We start from the raw sequence: 23,470 nt of genomic DNA on the forward strand, positions 1-23,470 counted from the left end.
CCGGATGTAGCAAGCAGTTAAGTACATTTCTAAAAAAGGGTAACGCCTCTTTGGTTTCTGAAAAACAGGCCTGTAAGCCGGTTTAAAGAGACCTGAATCAATGACTATTGTTTCGTGGCGCCTTACAGATACTAAAAAAATAAAGCGAAAAAAGAATAGGTTTTTTAAGCATTGGCTTGGAGAACAGAGGACTTTTTTGTGCTTTTTGAAACGATACTCCTTTTAGATTAAAGCTTACAAGAACTATAAATACAAATGAAAACCCTAAACTATGAAAAGAAAAAAGAAAGCAACTAAAGGAAAGAAAGGAGTGTTTGATGAGCAGGAAAAAGATATTGACGATATTATTGATGATATCGCCTATTTGGATGAGCGTCAGAACATTAAAAAAAGCAAAAGCTTTTTAGATAATATGTACCTGATAAATAAGGAAGAATGAATTTGGAAAATTTCAAAATCCTATTTATAGGGACAGCAGTAGCTTTTTCAGGTGGACTATTGCGCGTGTTGATTTCAATCCAGAATAAAGAAAAAAAGCAGCCCTGGGAACACATTGTAACATTGTTGATTGTGGTAATCGTAGGCTTTACAATGAGTTATGTCATGCATAAAGCGAATGTAAACGACAAGTGGTACTCCACAGGGATGCTTTTTGTTCTGGGTTATGGGTATGATAAATTTCTGAAAATGATTACCACTAATCTTCCAAGTTGGATCGACAAAGCGGTAAAAGCTTATATAGAAAAAACATACGGAGTCAATACAGACAAAAACTCAAATGAGAAAGAAGATAATGACGATGTGAAATAGTTTAAAAAAGGACAAAAGATGAAAATAATTAGTCATGATTTTCCTGAAGACCAATATTACAGGGAAGTCACAAAAAAAAAAGGAATTGTGCTGCATCATACCGTCTCTGGCGACTCGGTCTTGGGCGATATCGAATGGTGGAAATCCACTGCGGAACGTGTTGCAACACCTATAATCATCGCTAGAGATGGCGGTATCCATCAGTTGTATTCCTCACAATATTGGGCCCATCATTTAGGAATAAAACAGGAACACTTTAAACGATTCGAGCTTCCGGCGTTAAACACCCAGCGCAATAAAGAATTTATCGGGATTGAACTCGATAGCTGGGGCGGATTGACCACTAAAAATGGCAAGTTTTATTCGTTCTCCGGTCAGGAGGTAAAAAAAGAAAACGTGACGTTTTATGAAAAACCATTCCGCGGTTACCAGTATTTTGAAAAATATACAACGGCTCAGCTCGCATCCTTAAAAGAACTATTGGAATATTGGGGAGAACGTTACGCGATTCCGTTAAGTTATAAAGGAGAAATTATGTTCGAATACAACAAAAGAGCGCTGAGTGGCGAAAGCGGAATTTGGGCACATGTTTCTTTCAGGCCGGATAAATCAGATGTGCATCCGCAGAAAGAACTTATAGATATGTTGAAATCATTGGCATAAAAAATTGAAAACGCGATATAAAAACAAAGAAAATGAGAGATAAGGTGTTGTTCTATGCTTTTGGTATTCTGATTTTGATCATCCTTGGATTAAACATTCGAATGTATTTTTTAAAAAAAGACCTCAATGTCGTACTCCAACAACAGATTGACGAACTCGAACTACTGAAAGAACAGAATGTAACGAAATTGGATAGTATCGAACTGCTGAAAAAAAGGCAGTTAGCACTAATCGCTGAAAACGAAAAATCACTTTATGAGGAGATTGCCTGGGCAAAAGAAAATAATATGCGTTATGAACAAATTAAAAAAAACATTAGGAATACTGATGATGCTGACAGCCTGGCACGCCAGCTCACAAAACGCTACGAAGAAAGATAGTGTCGTGATCGCGAAAGAGATCGCCCGGAAGGTACTCATTGACCTGGCCGATTACGATCGACTTAGGGAAAATAAAGTCGAAGAAAACCTCGAAAAATGCATCGAAATCCAAAAAGAAAAAGATGTGTTGATCAATTTTATGACGCAGCAAAACAAGCTTATGGAAAGTTCGTTACAGCTAACGGAGAAGCAGTTAAAGATCAAAGAGGAACAATTTAAGACCGCGAAAAGCACTACTGGTAACGGTTTTTTGTATGGTTTGGGCGGCCTGGCTATTGGCCTGGTTGTAGGTGTACTACTGGTGCACTAAAACAACAAAAAAGAAAAGTTGCAACTACAGAATTGAGCGGGCAAAAAAGTTCAAAACAAAATAAAAATAGTTCAATTTTGTAATGCTAATAACCAAGTAATACCGAAAATGGTATAAGTAATACCTACTGCAACTACAGAATTCAAAACAAAAAATTACCCCGGATTGAAATAAAATAGTTGAATTTTGTAAGTGTAAATAAGTAGTAAAATTCTTTCAAATTAAATTCAAAAACAAAATAGCTTTTGCTAATAAAAACAACCAAAAAATACAAATAAATGTTTCCATATGACAATGGCATATCAAAAACATTTGCACATGAATTATGAAAAATATTACGACAAGACAGGAACTTAAAACGTATTTTGAAACGGGCGACCGTCCTACGGAGGGAGAGTTTTCAGAACTGATTGATAGTTATGTTCACTTAAAGGAACTTAATTTCGGATTAACACTGAGACCTTCTGCAGAAACATTCTACAAGTACTATGATTTTTATAGATCAGAAAGGCTTCCGGATTCTCCGGTAGGACATTTGATTATCGAATCGGTAGAAGGCAGAGAACCGGAGTATCTCGAGGAGTATAGGCATATTATGGGACGAGTAGTGGGATACAAAAAAATGCATATCACTCTGGAAGGTACAGACGATATCATGATGTATCAGCCAAAGGTAATTATAAAACGCTATAAGCAGAAAAAGAAAATGAGGAACGGTAATATGAGAAAGGCCCATTTTGCTGAAGAAAGAGAAATGGATGCCAAACAATGGAATCGAAAATCGGTTTATGTCATAGAGGAAAAAGAATCGGTTCTTGATATGGAACCCATCCATTACTTCAGACCTAATTTTGAAGGAGGATACAAAGAATTTTCACCTTCGGGAAGTCTCTTTAAACCAGGCGATTTTAAGTTTACAAAACATGGAAAGCCTTTTGTGCCTTGTCAAGTTTTGTTAGAAATAATGATCAACGGAAGACCGTACCGATCGCAGCCGGTAGCCTTTAAAATTGTTTTAGGATCATCCGGATTGGAAGATGCCATCAATTATAGTATTGGTTAATACACAGAATAAAATGTATCCAGAGGGACGTTCCTTCGGGAGCAACCCTTGAGCTCGCTCTTGGGATGCTAGCAGCGAACGACTTTTGGGGAAACCCTTGAGACGATCCTTGCGTGAACAACCCTTTGGTTTTTTTTGAAACCCAAAACGAATTTAAAATATAGAATGCATCCAGAGGGACGTTCCTTCGGGAGCAACCCTTGAGCTCGCTCTTGGGATGCTAGCAGCGAACGACTCTTGGGGAGACCCTTGAGACGATCCATGCGAGAACAACCCTTTGGTTTTTTTTGAAACCCAAAACGAATTTAAAATATATAATGTATCCAGAGGGACGTTCCTTCGGGAGCAACCCTTGAGTTCGCTCTTGGGATGCTAGCAGCGAACGACTCTTGGGGAGACCCTTGAGACGATCCATGCGAGAACAACCCTTTGGTTTTTTTGAAACCCAAACGAATTTAAAATATAAATGTATCCAGAGGGACGTTCCTTCGGGAGCAACCCTTGAGTTCGCTCTTGGGATGCTAGCAGAGAACGATTCTTGGGGAAACCCATGAGACGATCCTTGCGTGAACAACCCTTTGGTTTTTTTCGAAACCCAAAACAAATTTAAAATATAGAATGCATCCAGAGGGACGTTCCTTCGGGAGCAACCCTTGAGCTCGCTCTTGGGATGCTAGCAGCGAACGATTCTTGGGGAAACCCATGAGACGATCCTTGCGTGAACAACCCTTTGGTTTTTTTGAAACCCAAAAACAAAATATATAGATCTTGCCCGGTAGGACGTTCCGTTTTTTTGAGAGTCATCTTTGATTTGGAGCACATTAATCTGCTACTTCACGGGATTCTTCCCGGGAATGACTCCGGAAAAATCATAAGGTGATTGGTTTGAGGACGTCCTTCTGGCAGGGTTATATACTTAACAATACAGGCTCGAAAATTTACAAGGAATAACAGCTTGTAAATTTTGCTTTATTATCCGGGTACTTATTGGTTCGTTACAGGCGAAATGGTGTGTTTTACACTGATTTTATGCCGACAAAGGGCGAATCTAAATGACCATTTAAAAGTCGCAACGCATTCCTATGGCCGTCGTTTTTAGAAACGGTTGCAATCACAATTCCACTAAAAATACCTTTTTAGTACATCAACGTTAGAATAATAAATTTTATAAATACAAGTATATGGCGACACCTACACCTCTTAATGACATATTACAGTGGTTCTTACAAGGTAAAAAACCAACGCAGTCAAATTTTGACGAAACATTCCGGTCTTTCTGGCACAAAGACGAGATCATTCCGGCAAACAAAATCGCAGGTCTTGATACGAGTCAGATGGTGGCGAAAACAGAATTTACAGCACACCTTGCTGATCAACAGGCACATGCCGCTTTGCTTGCGATCAAAGAAAATATCGGAAACAAACAAAACAGTCTGACACCAGACAACACGGGAACAAAATTTCCGACCGTTGATGCGGTAAACGGAGCTATTGGGAATATTGCAAGTGCGATTGATATAATAAATGGACATATAGTATAATGGGTACAATTGCAGATAAACTAATTTATTTAGGACAAACAAAAACAGAAATACGAAATGCCATGGCAGCTAAAGGAGTAACCATTTCGGAGGAAGCACCTTTTAGAGATTATGCCGGAAAGATTCTGGAAATTAAAACGGAAACCGGAGAAAACCCGTTGCAATGGAGACGTCCGGCCGATTGGTTGCGTATCGAAGACAAGGTAGTTGCCGGCAATCAGAAATTTGTAGGGTTACACGCCATATTTGAAGATAGTAATTTTGTATCGCTTTCGGCCACGGGTAACTACACGGTCGATTGGGGCGATGGCGTAACCGAAAATTATGCTTCAGGCGTTCAGGCCTATCATATTTATTCGTATAGTTCGTTCCCTGGAACGGAAAGTACGCGCGGTTATCGTCAGGCTATTGTTACGGTGACACCTCAAACCGGACAAAATCTGACCAATGTAAATTTACAAAGAAAACACAAACAGGCCGGTTTGAATGTATACAGTACCGGATGGTTGGATATCCGGGTGAGTGGATCATCGATGTCCAGTATGAGTATTGGCGGATCGGTAGTGACGAATGCCTATTTGGAAGCGTTTAATTATGTAGGAGGAAGTTCGATAGCTAGTTACAATCGCTTTTTTTATGGATGTTCACAATTACAATCCGTAGCATTCTCGGATACGGCAAAGGGTAGCGATTTTAGCTCGATGTTTGAATCCTGTACCTTTTTAAAAACCGTTCCGTTATTCGATACGGCAAACGGAGCAAATTTTAGCGGTATGTTCTACGGATGTCCATCGCTACAAAGTGTTCCGGCATTCGATACAGCCAAAGGATTGGATTTTAGTATCATGTTTTCCTTCTGTACGATGCTTCAAAACGTACCGGCATTAAATACGATCAATGGAACTGTATTCATTAGTATGTTCGAATCGTGTGCGTCTTTGAGAACCATTCCACTACTCAATACGTCAAAAGGAACCGATTTTAGTTATATGTTTCAGGGATGTCCGTCCTTACAAACCGTGCCTTTATTTGATACAGGAAAAGGAACGGATTTCAGTAATATGTTTTACGGATGTACGGGATTACAAACGATTCCTATGTTTAAAACATCTGGTGGAACAGCGTTCGGAAGCATGTTCACCAATTGTGCTTCATTAAACAGAGCTGCATTATCAGGAGCCAAAAATACAATCTCCTATGCGGGTTGTAAACTTTCTAAGGCGGCTTTGGTTGAGGTGTTTAGTAACCTGGCATCGGGGGTAACCTCAAAAACGATAACGATTTCAAATAACTGGGGATCACCATTGTTAACCGCGAGCGATAAAACGATTGCGACCGGTAAAGGATGGACTATTGTAGGATAAAACAAATAAAATTATGATAACAAATACAACCGAATTTTTTATTGAAATAATTGCCGAAGAAGGAATGGAATTATATAACGGAGAGCAAACCGCAAACAGAGTTACAGCGCCTATCGGTACCGATTTAAGCGATTGGATCGAAAGACAACCGGTACAAGAGATCATTATGGAATCATAGACTGTTTTCGATAACGTATCCGTATCGGACAGCATTGTATCGGTTACCGCTAAAAATGGACGAATCAGCAACCACTAATAAACAACAAGTAGTATAATGGGAACAATTGCAGACAAATTAACATATTTAGGACAAACGAAAGCTGAAATTCGGGATGCGATTATCGCAAAAGGAGTAACGATTCCGGAGAAAACGACTTTTCGGGAATATGCCGGAAAAATCCGCGAAATATCCACAGATGGCGGCGAAGAAAATCCGACCGAATGGAGACGCCCGGACGATTGGTTGCGTATCGATGATCGGGTGGAAGCCGGCGAACAAAAGTTTGTAGGACTACACGCGATATTTGAAGACAGTAATTTTATTACACTTTCGGCTACCGGCGATTATACGGTTGATTGGGGCGATGGCAAGATCGAAAATTTTGCTTCCGGAGATTTGGCTTATCATAGCTATTCGTACGAACAATTTGAAAAAACGGAAGGCTCTCTTGGGTATCGTCAGACGATTGTTACTGTAACGCCTCAGAAAGAAAAGGAGTTAACAACGATTAGTTTGCGGGAGCAGCATCCTCATGAAGGGCTGAATTCGTATAGTACCGGATGGCTGGATATCCGGGTGAGCGGTGAAAGTATTTCTGAATTTATAATTGGTGGCGGAACGGTATCACACAAATATCTGGAGTCTTTTTCTTTTGTAGGGGATAGTTCCATAACCGATTATACAGCGTTTTTTTCAGAATGTACCGCTTTACAGTCGGTTTCATTAGCGGATAGTACGGCCAAAGGAGAAAATTTTAGTCTGATGTTTTATGGTTGTTCTACCTTAAAAACCGTACCGGAGTTTAACACGGCGAGTGGAATAGACTTTAATACCATGTTTGGTCATTGTTCCAGCCTGGAGACGATTGCAATATTGAATACGTCACGGGGAATCGATTTTAGCAATATGTTCCTGAACTGTCTTTCTTTAAAAAGAATACCCTTGCTGAATACCTCCTCAGGAAGAACTTTTTTCAAGATGTTTATATCGTGTGTTGCTTTAAAAGTTGTTCCGCCATTAGATACCAGAAGAGGAACCGATTTCGGTTATATGTTTTTGTCTTGCGTAGCTTTAAAAGATGTCCCGTTATTGGATACCTCCAGTGGAATTGATTTTACCTATATGTTTGGCTCCTGTTACCAATTGGAAACCATTCCGTTATTGGATACCTCAAGTGGTGAAAATTTTTATGCCATGTTTGGCTCCTGTATGTTATTGAAAGGCATTCCGCAATTAAATACTTCCAAAGGGAATAATTTCTTTTCGATGTTTGGTGGGTGTAGTGCCTTAAAAACGATTCCACTATTGAATACTTCCAATGGAAGCAATTTTGCGAATATGTTCGGTGGATGTCAATCACTCCGGAATATTCCGGCCCTTGATACTTCAAATGGTGTGGATTTTAACGGTATGTTTTATGGTTGTACGGCTTTGGAATCGATTCCGGTATTGAAAGTGCCAAAGGGCAATGGTTTTAACGGCATGTTTAACAATTGCTATAGTCTGAGTAAAGCTTCATTGGCAGAAATCAGTAAACCAATCGATTATAGTAGCTGTAAGCTGTCGAGAAACGCCCTGGCCGATATTTTTAAGCATTTGGGAACAGGTGAGGATCATCCAACGATCACCATTTCCTATAATTGGGGTACTTCATTACTATCTGCCGAAGATCGGGATGTTGCCAGAAAAAAAGGATGGGATATTGTCGGATAAAGAAGTATCCCATTATCGATAGCGCAATAACAGGATAGGACTATTAGTAACGGATAAATAATAGAAGTTATGGGAACAGTTGCAGACAAATTAACGCATTTAGGGCAAACGAAAGCCGAAATTCGGGATGCGATCCTTTCGAAAGGAGTAGCGGTTCCTGTAGAAACAACCTTTCGGGACTATGCCGGTAAGATCCGTGAAATTACAGCGGATAATGGCGGCATAAATCCGGAGGAAGAATGGAAACGCCCGGACGATTGGTTACCTATTGAAGATCGGGTAGTGGCCGGCGATCAGAAATTCGTCGGATTACATGCGATTTTTGAAGACAGCAATTTTGTGGCGCTTTCAGCTACCGGAAACTATACGGTTGATTGGGGTGATGGAAAAATCGAAAATTTTACCGGTGCGACTGTCGCCTATCACACCTATTCGTATGCAGACTTTGAAGGAACGGAAAGTGTTCGCGGTTACCGACAGGCGATTGTGACCGTTACACCGCAGCCCGGACAGAATTTGATGAGCGTCAATTTACAGCAAAAACACAATCAGGCTGGACTGAATCTTTATTATAGTACCGGATGGCTGGATATCAGGTTGAGCGGTCAATATATTGGTAATCTTATTGTGGGCGGGACAACGGTATATCAAGGAGCTTTGGAAGCATTTTGTTTTTTAGGAGACAACATAATTACAAGTTACTACAATCTTTTTGCGAATTGCAGAATTTTGCAATCTGTTTTAATGCCGAATACCTCGAATGGAGAGGACTTTAGTTTTATGTTTTCTGCTTGTTATGCTTTGAAAACCGTTTCATTGCCAAGTACAGCAAAAGGGGGCAATTTTAACTATATGTTTCAGGGATGTAATTCCTTAAAAACTATTTTGGAATTAGACACTTCAGGCGGAGTTAGTTTTAGATATATGTTTTCCGGTTGTGGTTCTTTGGAAACAATACCGCTACTGAATACTTCCTCCGGAAGGAATTTTGATTTTATGTTTGATAGCTGTAGTATGTTGCGAAAGGTACCTTTGTTGAATACGGCAAACGGAATTTATTTTCAGTATATGTTTGCTTTTTGTAGTTCTCTTCAAACGATACCATTATTAAATACGGTAAACGGAAAGGATTTTAGCGGGATGTTTATGAACTGTAGAACGTTAAGAACTATTCCGTTATTGAATACGGTCAACGGGACTAATTTTGGATGGATGTTTGTATCAAACTATTTACTGGAAAGTGTTCCGTTGTTAAATACAGCAAACGGCACGAATTTCAACAATATGTTTGAAGGATGTGTTTCCTTAGAGACTATTCCGGCATTAAATACTTCAAAAGGTATAGGCTTCAATGGAATGTTTTCATCAACTGTTTTTTTAAAGGTTACGCCATTATTGGATACTTCAAATGGAATTGACTTTATGAATATGTTCGCAAACTGTAGGGCATTGCAAACTGTTCCGATGTTCAATACTTCAAACGGGCTGAGTTTTGACAACATGTTTGGCAATTGTACGACTTTGATTAAAGCAACATTTTTGGGAACCAAAAATTCAATTTCCTATCAAAACTGCAGGCTTTCACGAGCGGCTTTGGTAAGCATCTTTAGTAATCTGGCATCGGGAGTGCAATCAAAAACAATAACGATTACCAATAATTGGGGAGCTCTATTATTGACATCAGAGGATCGGGATATAGCCATAAAAAAGGGATGGACTATTGTGGGATAAAAAACAAAATTTTAGTATGACAAGTTTAGCAGAAATCAGCAGTTGGTTTAAAACCAGTACAAAACCATCACAAATACAATTTTGGTTGGCATGGGACTCATTTTGGCATAAAGAAGCGTCTATTCCACAGGCGAATATCCAGGATCTGGAAACCGATCTGGCACATAAAGCAAGCCTAAACGGTGGAAATACCTTTACAGGAAAGCAAATTATAGAAGGCAATCTGGCTATAAAAGGAACGATAACGTCGGACTTTGAATGGTTCTCAGATTTCGGTGATCCGGACAACGCAAACATGTATTTTGAAAAGGAAAATCTTTTTTCGGAATATCCCGAGTTTAACAGATTGTTCTTTTTTACCATAGCGCCGGACAGTTTTGATATCAACATACAAAACGAAATGATTCCTGTACGATTATCGGTCGACGGTGTTTCGAAAAACTATGTTTTTACAAAAAATGAACGCTTTAATGCGTTAACCGGTTATGGTCCTATGTGGACAATGCCGGCCCTGACAAATTATACCGATATTTATTTAGACGGAGCAATTATAAATAAAAGTGCATCCAGTTCGGTTCGATTAAACCTGCCGGCGGATACCGATCAGAAAGGAAAATTCCTATATGATAATGTCGTTCAGGTACAACCCAACGGAACCTTAAAAGCAGTAGCACCGGTAGTTCCGACGATCGATACCGTACTTACAGCAAGCGATAACACGATACAAAACACGATCGAATTTAGAACAAACGATAATCGTAACAGAAACGCGATAAACGGCGAAGGTGTTGTAATCGGGTATACCGCGAATAACAGATCGGATAACGACCGCTATGCTTCCTATAAACTGGATGGAATGCGTTTTGAATCGCATTTTAATAATCCGGTAGCCCAATATGCGGTGTCGGTTACTCCAAATAGAACACAGGGGAATGTAGACCGGGTAGATGTAATACTGCCGAAAAAAAGCGGTCACGTACCCGTTAAATCCGAATTACCGGACTTAGGACACCGGACGATTGCGACTACGGCACCCAGATTAACCGATTCGCAATTGCTAACCTTAATTTCGCCATTAGATACTAGTGGTGGCGATAACAGAGCGTTACACACCACTTTGGTATATAACGGTGCCGGGAATGCAACTTGGGGCATTCCGGTAGAAAATACAGCCAGTTACCGGTACACCATCATCAATAACACCGGAAACACTATAACCATTAACCGGTCGGGTGCAACCACATTTTGGATCGCAGGCCTATCGAATACTTCGGTAACCATACCGGCAAACGGATGGGCGGAGATCATCGGAAGTGACAAAGAAAACAGATTCTATTTCAGAATTTATTAAAGACAAGAGCGCTAGTACATAGAATCATATCCGGCCGCGAGTTAAAGATCCTTTAACATCGGGTCAAAATGCAGCATCAGAAGGTTTGAGATAACAATAAAAAAGCCCTGACACTTACCATAAAGTCTAAAATAAAATAATCAAACCATCTTCAGATAGAGGACGAATTCGGCATCCGTAACAGGAAGCGGACGGTCTCTTGCTATAATAAATTAGGGGTAGGCTAGTAATTTAAAATATAACACAATATGGCAACATCACTTGATCAAATATTGCAATGGTTTTTACAAGGTAAAAAACCGACACAATCACAATTTGACGCAACATTCCGGTCGTTCTGGCATAAGGAAGAAACCATTCCGGCGAATAAAGTCGAAGGTTTTAATATGGAACTGGATCAAATGGTGACGAAAACGCAATTTGCGGAGCATCTTACCGACGCACAGGCACATGCTGCTTTGTTGGCATCCAGAGAAAATAACGGAAACAAACAAAACAGTCTGGCTCCGGACACTACCGGAACAAAATTTCCAACCGTCGATGCGGTGAATGGTGCTATCGGAGCGATAACAAATGCGCTGGATGCCATTAATGGACAAATAATATAAAAGAATGGGAACAATCGCAGATAAATTAATACATCTGGGGCTAACAAAAACCGAAATACGGGATGCCATTATTTCGAAAGGCGTGACGGTTTCTGAGGAAACGACCTTTCGGGACTATGCCGGGAAGATCCGTGAAATAACCACCGATGGAGGAGAAACGGATCCACCGGATTGGGTACGTCCTAAAGATTGGTTGCCAATAGAACACCGGGTAGTGGAAGGCGAACAGAAGTTTGTAGGATTGCATGCCATATTTGAAGATAGCAATTTTATAGCGCTTTCTGCTACTGCCGACTATACAGTGGACTGGGGCGATGGGAATATCGAAAATTTCACATCCGGTGCATTGGCGTCCCATGTTTATGCGTTCGATTCTTTTAAAGGAACCGATACTTCTGGTGGTTTCCGACAAGCAATAGTTACCGTTACGCCTCAATCTGGCCAGACGCTGACAAGTATTAATTTACAGCGAAGACACCGACAACCTTCCCTTACGTATTATAGTACCGGATGGATGGATATTCGAATGAGTGGTGAAAACATGACCAGTCTTACTATTGGTGGATCAACGCTTTATCATGGTTATCTGGAAGCATTTTGCTTTATCGGTCGCAATGCGATTACCAGTTTTCGCAGGTGTTTCTCTGCCTGCAATCTGTTACAATCGGTTGTGATAAACGATACTTCGAATGCCACCGATTTTGGCTATATGTTCACATCGTGTTCGACACTGGAGAAAGTGCCTTTATTCGACACGTCTAAAGGAATGGATTTCGGATACATGTTCCAATCCTGTACTTCCCTGAAAAAAGTACCCTTACTGGATACTTCAAACGGAATAAGTTTTAGCAGCATGTTTGCCTCAAGTACGGCATTGAAAACCGTTCCACTGTTGAATACCGCTAAGGGAAGAAGTTTTAACGGCATGTTTTTAGGATGTACGGCTTTGAAAACGGTTCCGTTATTGGACACTGTAAGCGGAACGGAGTTTACCAGTATGTTTTTAGAATGTAAGGCATTAAAAACCATTCCGTTATTAAACACCGAAAATGGAATTGAGTTTATCGGAATGTTTTCATCCTGTACGCTATTGCGAACGGTCCCTTTGTTGGATACAAGAAAAGGTACCGAGTTTAGAGCGATGTTCCATTCGTGCAGTGTACTGGAAACGGTTCCCTTGTTTAACACTTCCGAAGGCGTTGGTTTTAGCGACATGTTTGCCAATTGTGGTTCCCTGCGCAAAGCAGCCTTTTTAGGGACTAAAAATAAAATCGATTATTCGTCCTGTAAATTCTCACAACCAGCATTGGTCGAGATATTCAAAAATTTAGCCTCCGGAGTCGTGTCTAAAACAATTACGATTACAAACAACTGGGGATCACAATTACTAACGGTCGACGAAAGAGCGATCGCAACCAACAAAGGATGGACTATTGTAGGATAAAAAGCAATAGTCTCAAAACGATCCAAAGGGTTTTATAGAATGAATTACAAAAAAATACAGCTATTGATATGGTAAGTTTAGCAGAAATAAAAAACTGGTTTAAAACCGGTTTAAAGCCAACACAAATACAATTTTGGGCAGTATGGGAATCGTTTTGGCATAAAGACGAAATGATTCCGCAATCCAAAATCCAGAATCTTATAATCGATCTGGATAATAAAGCCGAAAAAGGCAGTGGAAGCCGATTTGGTATTGAAGACAGAAATACACCGGACGATATCAATAGCAGAACGATTGATATGAACCAAAAAAACATGGTGTTTGATCATGTTGGCGATTTCAGAATTAACAACTACATCCCATATGGATATATAGAAGAACGTACCGCTCAGGATGAAGGGCTGGTTATTTTAGAAAACGATGAAGAATCGTGGACGTGTACCATTTACAGAGCCGATGGAAGTAGTATTGGCTATACACCTGATAGAGGGTATATGTATCTGTTATTGTCAGAAAACGGAGAACCCTATACCGAGAATGGCTTCTATGCTAATTATGATTCCAATACTGGAAGCTGGACTTATACGTCGCACTTCTTATCCGGCGGGACTTTTAAATACCAGGGATATGTAGGTGAAAAATATGCCGATATCATTGCCGGAATTCCACCGGTTATGGGTGATGGAATGGGATCGGAAGTTGTGGTTGTAGAAGGCGACAGGTTGCGAAAGACTTCAATTGCCGATGTATTACCGGTAACGACCTTAAACGACGTTACAAAAAACAACAATGTCAGTAAGAAAAGTTTAATCGTATCGCAATCCGGAACAGCCGGTGAGGACGATAATTATGCCGAATACCATCTCTCCGGTTACAGAATGTATGGCGGTTATAGCAGAGAACCCAAATTCGATGTCTATATCGGATTACAACACGAAATGGGCTCGGCCTTTAAAGGCAGACATTTCTATGTATGGCCAGCAAGTCCAAGGCGAAATGAACCCGGTTCCAATCCGTATATCATTCCGATTACCGTAAACGGGAAAGCCGCGGATAAAGAAGGGAATATCACAATCGACGGTGGTGGTGGATCCGCATCGTCTACCTGGGGATCGATTGGCGGTGACATCGGAACACAATCCGATTTAGTTGATCTGGTTAATGGAAGCAAATTCGGTGTTGGCGATGCTACGATGGATGACGACCGATGGGTGGATATGGCGAATAATTCGTTTACCTATAGTAGCGTGGGCAGTTTTGCTTTGCTGGGAAATGAAGTGGAAATAAATGAAACCAATAACGAGCTTAGATTAGAGCCTATAGGAAGTTTATTCTATGAATTGTTAAACCGCACGGTTATACGAAATGAATGGGGTAGCCCGATAGCAAATAGCAAGAAAATTGATTTTGAATTGACGATAACGGAAAGCGAAGGCGTTGTTTACACCGATTATTACACATTTATCGGGGTAAATCACGGAGAAGGTGGAACGCGATATCATTCCGACGACCAGCTATGGGAAGAAGGTTTCACTGTTTCCATCGAACCGACCGGAAACTACCGATACCGGATACAAAACTATGCCGATGTTAGAATGCAAGTTCCTTCCGATTCTGGAGAACCGGGAGCAAGAACCCAAAGAGTCATGTTAATGAACGAAAGTGGTAAGATTAGTCAGTCCTCAGAAGCACTTGTTTTAAAGGATTTGTCTAGGCTGGAAGTAAGAGGACAAGAAGTGTACGACTATATATGGTATCAGAATTTTGGAGAATATGCTAATATCGAAATCCGGGAAAATGAAACCGGAAATCCCGATTTTGACCACTATACCTTTTTGCGCTTAAACATCGATTATGACCAGTTTGAAAAAATTGGAGATGAGGTGTTGGTACGATTGGAAGTCGAAGGGACGTTAGGGGATTATCCGTTTCGATTAATGAACATAGGTGAGGATCGGATTTTTGCTTATGACGCAATAATCGGAACCAATATAACACCGATATGGTACCGACAACCATTTACCAGGCCGGTATCGGTAGTAATGGATTTACAGGAAACGAATATGGAGTATTTCAAAAACGTTATAACTGATGATGACGGGAACCTTTATAAAATGAATGCATCCGCTCCCGGGTTAAATGCGGTGCTAACGACCAATTCGAATGCTCCGTTTCAAAGTATTACACTAAATAATACGAAAGATCTAACGGTCATAAATCCGCTTCCGTATACGTTCGATCCGGGTGGAATGATGGTGAAATCGACAACTGATAACCTGGCCGAAACGTTTTATAAAAGAGATGGAATCAGTGTTCAAAATGCCGCTTCTGGTAACGTAAATCTGAATTTCCCGACATCAAGCAGCAATGCGGCAACATACAACATAAACCTGCCGGAAAGAAACGGAACGCTGGCAACTACAGATCAGATTCCGGTTGTTCCGCCAACACCAGGATTGCAGGAAGTTATGACGGTGAATTCGGTCGCGTCAAAAAGAGGTTTGGTACGCATGGAATCCAAAAGTAATGATCAAATAGAACCCGGACTGGCCTATGGAAGTGCAAAACTCGATTTACACGATTCCGGAGTCAATACAAATGCCGAATTGTATGTCCGCGATTATTTCGGATTCGAAACATTCTTGCGAATGGGAGCGATGGATGGCGACGGGAATGGAATTCAGGTAAACGCCTATAACTACGGACTACGCAATGTAACCGATCATTCCGATAGCGAGTTTGATAACGATTTGAATTACGTAACGGCTGGAGGCGTAAAAAAATACATTGCCAACAGTCTCGATAAACCTGCCCCGACATCTCAGATTGACCCTGGTGAAAAAGGCGAAATACGATTAGGAACGTCCTATTTATACCTCTGTACGAGTACGAATAACTGGATACGAATACCCTTTATTTCGGGAGGAAGATGGGATTAGAATAATAACCAAATAAATACAACAAATTATGGAAAAATTGAAAAGCTGGACTTTGTTCACGGTAGTAATCATTTTGGCTGTAATCGATCAGACAACAGACATCATGCCTGTGTTTTTAAAACAGATCAATGCACCGGAATGGGTGGGTTCTGTCTTAAGAATCTTTGTGGCCGTTTGCGGAGCACTTAAATTACGATTACAGGAACCACCGGTAAAACAAACGAATAACGAATCGGCACCAATGGTGTAGATAGGTAGCTGTCGAAGCCGGATATAGAAAGCCGTCCGGCATTTTGACACGAACAATAGGGTTTGAAAAAACAACTGTCGGTCTGTATTCAGACATTGAGGTCGGATAACGAAATCCGGTACTAAAACGAATGGAGGTCAAACCCTTAAAAATAGTACTATTTATTGAATTTAAAGGAGAATTATGGCAAATAAGAATATTTTAAAAAATTGGTTTAAAACGGGGTTGTTTCCAACACAATCTCAGTTTTGGGAATGGATGGAAAGCTATTGGCATAAAGACGATGTTATTCCACAGTCTCAAATTCAGAATCTTAGAACCGATCTTGATAATAAAGCAGACAAAGCAGCTATCGGCATTCATATGACGGATACGAATGCTCATGCCGATCTATTTGCTAAAGTTGCGACCCCGTATCGGTTTTTACCGGTTTTCCCAACTGCAGATACGTCTGAATTACAGGTTGAGGCACTTAAAAATACCACGTTGAATGCCGTGATGTATATGGGGCAAATCGATATGGATGTGATTCAACTGGACCCGATAACCGGGACTTTATCGAATTGGGATTTTAGAGCAAATACACAATATATAATACTTTATACAAAACGATAATATGAAAATCAACGAACAAGGTAAAACAATTAAGACAGGAGACGACGTAATAATTACGGAGTTTCGCGGTGGTGTGAGTGCTACAGCTGTTATGCAGGTTCCTGAGGATTCCGAGACTCATATATTACCGGAAGTAGAGCTGAAAAGACGTATTCGTTTTAACCCGGAAACCGGGAAATTCGAAGGACATAATGGAATTGAATGGACTGCTCTGGGTTTTGATCAACAACTAAAAGACGCGGTCGATTATATAACGGCTGGTCTTCCAAATAAAGCGGATCTTGTCGACGGAAAAATACCACTTTCTCAAATTAACGACGCGCTTGTTGGGTCGGTTAATTATCAGGGAATTTATAATGCCACAACAAATACTCCGGCCTTACCGGTTGCATCGGCTAATAAAGGAAAATATTGGGTGGTAAATGTAGCGGGAACGCAACAGGGCGAAAATTATAAAATAGGCGATTGGGTTATCTCCAATGGTACGGTTTGGGGACGTGTTCCAAAAGCTGTTGATGTGGATGGCACGCCAACTGCCGGAAGTAATAATGCCGTTTCCAGTGCCGGTGTGGCAGATGCGCTCGCTTTAAAGGCAAATACAGCCGCTGTAAATGCAGGATTGGATTTAAAAGCCAATACCATTGATGTCAACATCAAATTAGCCGATAAAATCAGTATTGCAGAATTGAATAGCGGATTGGCCACGAAAGCCAATTTAATCGATCTTGATACCAAGGCCAACATTGCCGATGTCAACATCAAATTAGCGGATAAAATTAGTACCATTCAATTTGAAGAAGGCCTGGCTGTAAAAGCGAGTCTAAGCGATTTGGCAACAAAAGCCAATGTAACGGATCTTGATGCCAAAGCAAATATCACGGATGTTAATACGAAACTGGCTGTTAAAGCTAATATTACGGATCTGAATTCCGGCTTAGCCTTAAAAGCGAGTCTGTCAGATTTGGCATCCAAAGCCAACATCGCGGATATGGATATCAAATTAGCTGAAAAAATAGGTACGGTTCGATTTGAAGAAGGCTTGGCGGAAAAAGCGAACCTGATTGATCTTGATGCCAAGGCCGATATTACAGATGTTAATACCAAACTGGCTATTAAAGCGAATGTTACGGATCTGAATTCCGGCTTAGCCTTAAAAGCGAGTCTGTCGGATTTGGCATCCAAAGCCAACATCGCAGATGTGGATATCAAATTAGCTGAAAAAATAGGTACGGTTCGATTTGAAGAAGGTTTAGCCGAAAAAGCGAGTTTAAGCGACTTAGCAGTAAAGGCAAATATCACGGATTTGGCAACAAAAGCCAATATTACGGATCTGAATGCTGGATTAGCTGTAAAAGCGAATAAAAGCGACGTTGATGCTAAAGCTGTTGAAATTCAGCAAAGCCTGGATGAAAAAGCAACCATTATCGATGTTAATACCAAACTGGCTGTTAAAGCAAATGTTACGGATCTGAATTCCGGGTTAGCTTTAAAAGCGAGTCTGTCGGATTTGGCATCTAAAGCCAACATCGCAGATGTGGATATCAAATTAGCGGAGAAAATTAGTGCTGTTCAATTTGAAGAAGGCCTAGCCGAAAAAGCGAGCCTAAGCGATTTAGCGGTAAAAGCGAATATCACGGATTTGAATTTAAAAGCAAGTAAAGAAGATTTAAGTTCCGGTTTAGCTATAAAAGCAAATGTTACCGACCTGGCGACAAAAGCCAACGTAACGGATCTTGATGCCAAAGCAAATATTACCGATGTCAACATCAAATTAGCGGAAAAAATTAGTACCGTTCAATTTGAAGAAGGTTTGGCTGAAAAAGCGAGTCTAAGCGATTTAGCGGTAAAAGCGAATATCACGGATTTGAATTTAAAAGCAAGTAAAGAAGATTTAAATTCCGGTTTAGCTGTGAAAGCCAACGCAACGGATTTAGCCGCTAAAGCCAATGTTACAGATCTAAATGCTGGTTTAGCTTTAAAAGCAAATACGGTCGATGTCAACGCAAAACTAGCGGAGAAAATTAGTGTTGTTGAATTTGAAGAAGGTTTGGCTGAAAAAGCGAGTTTAAGCGATTTAGCAGTAAAAGCCAATATCACGGATTTGAATTTAAAAGCAAGCAAAGAAGATTTAAGTTCCGGTTTAGCTGTAAAAGCAAATGTTACCGATTTGGCAACAAAAGCCAACGTAACGGATCTTGAAGCCAAAGCCAATATTACCGATGTCAATATCAAACTAGCGGAGAAAATTAGTGCCGTTCAATTTGAGGAAGGTTTGGCTGAAAAAGCGAGTTTAAGTGATTTAGCGGTAAAGGCCAATATCACGGATTTAAATTCCGGGTTAGCCTTAAAAGCAAGCAAAGAAGATTTAAGTTCCGGTTTAGCTATAAAAGCCAACGTAACCGATCTTGAAGCTAAAGCAAATATTACCGATGTCAACATCAAATTAGCGGAGAAAATTAGTACCGTTCAATTTGAGGAAGGTTTGGCTGAAAAAGCGAGCCTAAGTGATTTAGCAGTAAAAGCGAATATCACAGATTTAAACTCTGGCTTAGCAACAAAAGCAAACACAACAGATTTGAATTCCGGTTTAGCCTTAAAAGCAAATACAGTCGATGTTAATGCAAGACTAGCCGAAAAAATTAGTACTGTTGAATTTGAAGAAGGCTTGGCCGAAAAAGCAAGTTTAAGCGATTTAGCGGTAAAGGCTAATATCACGGATGTTAATACGAGATTGGCTGATAAAGCGAATGTTTCGGATTTAGCTTTAAAAGCGAATAAAAGTGACGTTGATGCGAAAGCTGTTGAAATTCAGCAAAGTCTGGATACAAAAGCAACTATTGTCGATGTTAATACCAAACTAGCAGATAAAGCGAATATAACGGATCTGGTGTCCAAAGCCAATGTAACCGATTTGAATGCTGGTTTAGCTTTAAAAGCGAATACTGTAGATGTCAACGCAAAACTAGCGGAGAAAATTAGTACGGTTGAATTTGAGGAAGGTTTGGCTGAAAAAGCGAGTTTAAGCGATTTAGCGGTTAAAGCGAATATCACGGATTTGAATTCCGGTTTAGCCTTAAAAGCAAATACGGTCGATGTCAACGCAAAACTAGCGGAGAAAATTAGTACGGTTGAATTTGAAGAAGGCTTGGCTGAAAAAGCGAGTTTAAGCGATTTAGCGGTAAAAGCCAATATCACGGATTTGAATTCCGGTTTAGCCTTAAAAGCAAGCAAAGAAGATTTAAATTCTGGTTTAGCTGTGAAAGCCAATGCAACGGATTTAGCCGCTAAAGCCAATGTTACAGATCTAAATTCTGGTTTAGCCTTAAAAGCCAATACGGTCGATGTCAACGCAAAACTAGCGGAGAAAATTAGCGCCGTTGAATTTGAGGAAGGTTTAGCAGACAAAGCGAGCTTAAGCGATTTAGCAGTAAAGGCCAATATCACGGATGTTAATACGAAATTGGCAGATAAAGCCAATGTCACGGATCTGGCATCCAAAGCGGATAGAAGTGATATGCTTTTCCGATTTGATAATGTTGCGGCGGAACTGGATGAAAAAGCAGATCTTCTTAATGTCGATGCGAGGTTAGCGACTAAAGCCAGTACTACGCAATTGACAGAAGGTTTAGCGTTAAAAGCAAATACAGTCGATGTCAATGCAAGACTAGCGGAAAAAATTAGTGCCGTTGAATTTGAAGAAGGTTTGGCTGAAAAAGCGAGTTTAAGCGATTTAGCGGTAAAGGCCAATATTACAGATGTTAATACGAGATTGGCTGATAAAGCAAATGTTTCGGATTTAGCTTTAAAAGCGAATAAAAGTGACGTTGATGCCAAAGCTGTTGAAATTCAGCAAAGTCTGGATACAAAAGCAACTATTGTCGGTGTTAATACGCAATTGACAGAAGGTTTAGCGTTAAAAGCCAATACTGTCGATGTCAATGCAAGACTAGCGGAGAAAGTTAGTGCTGTTGAATTTGAAGAAGGCCTTGCTGATAAAGCAAACATCATTGATGTAAGTTACAGTTTAGCGTTAAAAGAAAACATCACGGATGTCAATACAAAATTATCCGGGAAGGCAAATCTGGCGGATCTTCAGGCTAAAGCCAATATAACAGATCTGAATGCGGGCTTAGCCTTAAAAGCAGATACAACCTATGTTAATACAGGATTAGCGAATAAAGTAAGTGCCGTTCAATTTGAAGAAGGTTTGGCCGAAAAAGCGAGTTTAAGTGATTTGGCTGCAAAAGCAAACCTAACTGACTTAGCTTCGAAGGCAAATGTTACGGATCTAAACGCCGGTTTAGCCTTAAAAGCAAACACTGTAGATGTTAATGCAAGACTAGCGGAAAAGATTAGTGCTGTTGAATTTGAAGAAGGTCTTGCTGATAAAGCGAACATCATTGATGTAAATTCCGGTTTAGCAACGAAAGCAAACGCAACGGATCTGGCTGCAAAAGCCAATATTACGGATCTAAATGCGGGCTTAGCTTTAAAAGCGGATACCACCTATGTTAACACAGGATTAGCAGATAAAGTTAGTGCTGTGGCCTTTGAAGATGGTCTGGCGTTAAAAGCAAGCAAAGAGGATTTAAATTCCGGTTTGTCCGCGAAAGCAAACGCAACAGATCTGGCCGCAAAAGCGAATATCACCGATTTGAATGCCGGTTTAGCGTTAAAAGAAAACATCACGGATGTCAATACAAAATTATCCGGAAAAGCAAATTTAGCGGATCTGGCTGCAAAAGCGAATATCACGGATCTGAATGCAGGCTTAGCCTTAAAAGCGGATACAACCTATGTTAATACAGGATTAGCGGATAAAGTTAGTGCTACGCAATTACAGGACGGTTTAGCCGCAAAAGCCAATGCAACGGATCTGGCTGCAAAAGCTAATGTAACCGATTTGAATGCTGGATTAGCGTTAAAAGAAAACATCACGGATGTCAATACAAAATTATCCGGAAAAGCAAATCTGTCCGATCTGGCTGCTAAGGCCAATATCGCAGATGTTAATACAAGGTTTGACGAAACGGCAACGGTTATCCAGGAAGGCTTGGTGTTAAAGGCTAGTAAGGCCGATTTAAGTGCCGGACTTGCACTAAAAGCAAGTGCAAGTGACATGGATATAAAATTTACAGAGGTCACGCATTTGATGACTGCAAAAGCCAATGCCGATGAGGTGTATGGTAAAATAAATGACCTGAATGCCGGATTAAACGGAAAAGCTAATGTAGCTGATGTAAATGCAGGATTGGCCGTAAAAGCCAATACCAATGATGTTAATGTGAAACTATCCGACCTAAGCGGTAAATTGGATGCAAAAGCCAATGCCAATGAGGTGTATGCGCAATTAGGTCAAAAAGCCAATACTAACGAAGTAGATGCCAAGTTTGGGTCTATGTACGAAGGCTTGGCTAATAAGGCAGATGCATACCGTACTTTAAATTTAAAAGGAGAGTTGCGACCTGGTGATGATTTGAATGATTACCGACAAACAGGTATTTTCTCGCAAAATTCAGATGAGTATGCCAGAGAAGGTAAAAATTATCCGGAGTTTATGGCTGGGATGCTAACCGTAATTCAAAATTTTACAGACGAAGTGATGTCATATCAGACGTATTACACTTATGGAATGTCTAATAAAGTTTATAATCGGTCATTTTATAACGGCGAGTGGTCGCCTTGGAATTTATTGGGTGGTAATGGCAGTGGTGGTGGAGACTACCTACTTAAATCAGGTAATGAAACCAAATTCGGAAATCTGGGGATCGAAGGTATTCTTGCGGCCAAAGATAAATCGGAGAATAAGTCATTGCGAATTGAAACATCTAAAGTCGATATTCCGAATATTCAGGGCGCAGATTATAATCTGAAAAACAATCGCGATATCAGTCTGCAACGTCAGGGCGGTAATGTCGGAATCGGTACATCGTCACCAAAAGCGCGATTAGACGTTGCGGGAGAAGGTATTTTTTCGGGTCAAGTAACGGCTGCTCCGGGGACAGAACCGAATCATGTGTTGACTTTAGGGCAAATGAATAGGGCTGCGGACGATCCAAACGAAAAAGGATTTTTAAAAGTACTTACGTTTTATTTTAACCCGGAAGGGAAGTATCAGGATTATGATCTGATAAATGCAAGAATCAAATACATAATGTACTTCAGAAGTTCGGATGGAAAATATTTCTCACCGCATATCCTGGAACCCCATAACTACGAATTCTATAACAAAGAAGGCTTTGTCGCTTTCCAGATGGAAGAACAGAGTTATGCCGTAGTCAATTATATAAAATAACACGATTGAATTTTAATCAAAACCTCACAAATAGTTGCAAAACGTTGTGAGGTTTTTTACTCTAAATAACGTCGTTAAGCGGTCGTTGCAATAATCCTGTAAAACATTCCGGATTGGGTTTCTTTGATTCGCATACGCCTGTTTGTATTCGGTTGGTTTTTAGTGCTTTATTT

18 protein-coding genes are annotated in these 23,470 nt (G+C 40.3%); all 18 read left to right on the forward strand.

Features of this window, described 5'->3' with window-relative positions; genetic code table 11:
• Positions 1-271 precede the first annotated feature (271 nt).
• The 18 genes from AAFN64_RS15535 to AAFN64_RS15620 all read left to right on the forward strand — a co-directional run bounded on the left by AAFN64_RS15535 (position 272) and on the right by AAFN64_RS15620 (position 23,297).
• Entirely contained in the window at positions 272-439 is a 168-nt protein-coding gene (locus AAFN64_RS15535) for a hypothetical protein (RefSeq protein ID WP_168732849.1), read from the forward strand.
• Positions 436-810, forward strand: a complete 375-nt coding sequence (locus AAFN64_RS15540; RefSeq protein ID WP_347761160.1) for a hypothetical protein — start codon at positions 436-438, stop codon at positions 808-810. The genes AAFN64_RS15535 and AAFN64_RS15540 overlap by 4 nt, the downstream gene beginning before the upstream one ends.
• Positions 811-828: 18 nt before the next feature.
• Positions 829-1,473, forward strand: a complete 645-nt coding sequence (locus AAFN64_RS15545) for an N-acetylmuramoyl-L-alanine amidase (RefSeq protein WP_300489350.1) — start codon at positions 829-831, stop codon at positions 1,471-1,473.
• 32 nt (positions 1,474-1,505) lie between these two features.
• Entirely contained in the window at positions 1,506-1,853 is a 348-nt protein-coding gene (locus tag AAFN64_RS15550) for a hypothetical protein (protein WP_300489352.1), read from the forward strand.
• A complete protein-coding gene (locus AAFN64_RS15555; protein WP_300489355.1) occupies positions 1,768-2,163 on the forward strand; it encodes a hypothetical protein in 396 nt (131 codons plus the stop codon). Before AAFN64_RS15550 ends, AAFN64_RS15555 begins: the two co-directional genes overlap by 86 nt.
• Positions 2,164-2,488: 325 nt before the next feature.
• Complete coding sequence (locus AAFN64_RS15560; protein ID WP_347761162.1) at positions 2,489-3,226, forward strand: hypothetical protein; 738 nt, start codon at positions 2,489-2,491, stop codon at positions 3,224-3,226.
• 1,181 nt (positions 3,227-4,407) lie between these two features.
• On the forward strand, positions 4,408-4,767 hold the full coding sequence (locus AAFN64_RS15565) for a hypothetical protein (RefSeq protein ID WP_300486209.1): 360 nt from the start codon (positions 4,408-4,410) through the stop codon (positions 4,765-4,767).
• Positions 4,767-6,131, forward strand: a complete 1,365-nt coding sequence (locus tag AAFN64_RS15570; RefSeq protein WP_347761163.1) for a BspA family leucine-rich repeat surface protein — start codon at positions 4,767-4,769, stop codon at positions 6,129-6,131. Before AAFN64_RS15565 ends, AAFN64_RS15570 begins: the two co-directional genes overlap by 1 nt.
• 13 nt (positions 6,132-6,144) lie before the next feature.
• The gene (locus tag AAFN64_RS15575) at positions 6,145-6,309 is read left to right on the forward strand and encodes a hypothetical protein (protein ID WP_300486213.1); all 165 of its coding nucleotides are present in this window, start codon (positions 6,145-6,147) and stop codon (positions 6,307-6,309) included.
• Positions 6,310-6,405: 96 nt separating this feature from the next.
• On the forward strand, positions 6,406-8,064 hold the full coding sequence (locus tag AAFN64_RS15580) for a BspA family leucine-rich repeat surface protein (RefSeq protein ID WP_347761165.1): 1,659 nt from the start codon (positions 6,406-6,408) through the stop codon (positions 8,062-8,064).
• Between the two features lie 69 nt (positions 8,065-8,133).
• Positions 8,134-9,795 (forward strand): BspA family leucine-rich repeat surface protein, encoded by a 1,662-nt coding sequence (locus tag AAFN64_RS15585; protein ID WP_347761167.1) that lies wholly within the window; start codon positions 8,134-8,136, stop codon positions 9,793-9,795.
• A 16-nt stretch (positions 9,796-9,811) separates the two neighbouring features.
• Positions 9,812-11,146, forward strand: coding sequence for a hypothetical protein (locus AAFN64_RS15590; RefSeq protein WP_347761168.1), 1,335 nt, complete (start codon positions 9,812-9,814; stop codon positions 11,144-11,146).
• Between the two features lie 248 nt (positions 11,147-11,394).
• Positions 11,395-11,754, forward strand: a complete 360-nt coding sequence (locus AAFN64_RS15595; protein WP_347761169.1) for a hypothetical protein — start codon at positions 11,395-11,397, stop codon at positions 11,752-11,754.
• 4 nt (positions 11,755-11,758) lie between these two features.
• Positions 11,759-13,198, forward strand: a complete 1,440-nt coding sequence (locus AAFN64_RS15600) for a BspA family leucine-rich repeat surface protein (RefSeq protein ID WP_347761170.1) — start codon at positions 11,759-11,761, stop codon at positions 13,196-13,198.
• A gap of 68 nt (positions 13,199-13,266) precedes the next feature.
• Entirely contained in the window at positions 13,267-16,137 is a 2,871-nt protein-coding gene (locus tag AAFN64_RS15605; RefSeq protein ID WP_347761172.1) for a hypothetical protein, read from the forward strand.
• A 28-nt stretch (positions 16,138-16,165) separates the two neighbouring features.
• On the forward strand, positions 16,166-16,387 hold the full coding sequence (locus AAFN64_RS15610; protein ID WP_300486227.1) for a hypothetical protein: 222 nt from the start codon (positions 16,166-16,168) through the stop codon (positions 16,385-16,387).
• Between the two features lie 183 nt (positions 16,388-16,570).
• A complete protein-coding gene (locus tag AAFN64_RS15615; protein WP_300486229.1) occupies positions 16,571-17,002 on the forward strand; it encodes a hypothetical protein in 432 nt (143 codons plus the stop codon).
• Position 17,003: 1 nt separating this feature from the next.
• A complete protein-coding gene (locus AAFN64_RS15620) occupies positions 17,004-23,297 on the forward strand; it encodes a hypothetical protein (RefSeq protein ID WP_347761174.1) in 6,294 nt (2,097 codons plus the stop codon).
• The last annotated feature ends 173 nt before the right edge of the window (positions 23,298-23,470 follow it).

It is taken from the genome of Flavobacterium sp. CAU 1735 (assembly GCF_039888695.1).
Taxonomy (GTDB): domain Bacteria; phylum Bacteroidota; class Bacteroidia; order Flavobacteriales; family Flavobacteriaceae; genus Flavobacterium.

Bases quoted from the DNA above. Each gene is read 5' to 3' on its own strand.
- AAFN64_RS15535 (WP_168732849.1), top strand. From the start codon at position 272: ATGAAAAGAAAAAAGAAAGCAACTAAAGGAAAGAAAGGAGTGTTTGAT.
- AAFN64_RS15540 (WP_347761160.1), top strand. From the start codon at position 436: ATGAATTTGGAAAATTTCAAAATCCTATTTATAGGGACAGCAGTAGCT.
- AAFN64_RS15545 (WP_300489350.1), top strand. From the start codon at position 829: ATGAAAATAATTAGTCATGATTTTCCTGAAGACCAATATTACAGGGAA.
- AAFN64_RS15550 (WP_300489352.1), top strand. From the start codon at position 1,506: ATGAGAGATAAGGTGTTGTTCTATGCTTTTGGTATTCTGATTTTGATC.
- AAFN64_RS15555 (WP_300489355.1), top strand. From the start codon at position 1,768: ATGAACAAATTAAAAAAAACATTAGGAATACTGATGATGCTGACAGCC.
- AAFN64_RS15560 (WP_347761162.1), top strand. From the start codon at position 2,489: ATGAAAAATATTACGACAAGACAGGAACTTAAAACGTATTTTGAAACG.
- AAFN64_RS15565 (WP_300486209.1), top strand. From the start codon at position 4,408: ATGGCGACACCTACACCTCTTAATGACATATTACAGTGGTTCTTACAA.
- AAFN64_RS15570 (WP_347761163.1), top strand. From the start codon at position 4,767: ATGGGTACAATTGCAGATAAACTAATTTATTTAGGACAAACAAAAACA.
- AAFN64_RS15575 (WP_300486213.1), top strand. From the start codon at position 6,145: ATGATAACAAATACAACCGAATTTTTTATTGAAATAATTGCCGAAGAA.
- AAFN64_RS15580 (WP_347761165.1), top strand. From the start codon at position 6,406: ATGGGAACAATTGCAGACAAATTAACATATTTAGGACAAACGAAAGCT.
- AAFN64_RS15585 (WP_347761167.1), top strand. From the start codon at position 8,134: ATGGGAACAGTTGCAGACAAATTAACGCATTTAGGGCAAACGAAAGCC.
- AAFN64_RS15590 (WP_347761168.1), top strand. From the start codon at position 9,812: ATGACAAGTTTAGCAGAAATCAGCAGTTGGTTTAAAACCAGTACAAAA.
- AAFN64_RS15595 (WP_347761169.1), top strand. From the start codon at position 11,395: ATGGCAACATCACTTGATCAAATATTGCAATGGTTTTTACAAGGTAAA.
- AAFN64_RS15600 (WP_347761170.1), top strand. From the start codon at position 11,759: ATGGGAACAATCGCAGATAAATTAATACATCTGGGGCTAACAAAAACC.
- AAFN64_RS15605 (WP_347761172.1), top strand. From the start codon at position 13,267: ATGGTAAGTTTAGCAGAAATAAAAAACTGGTTTAAAACCGGTTTAAAG.
- AAFN64_RS15610 (WP_300486227.1), top strand. From the start codon at position 16,166: ATGGAAAAATTGAAAAGCTGGACTTTGTTCACGGTAGTAATCATTTTG.
- AAFN64_RS15615 (WP_300486229.1), top strand. From the start codon at position 16,571: ATGGCAAATAAGAATATTTTAAAAAATTGGTTTAAAACGGGGTTGTTT.
- AAFN64_RS15620 (WP_347761174.1), top strand. From the start codon at position 17,004: ATGAAAATCAACGAACAAGGTAAAACAATTAAGACAGGAGACGACGTA.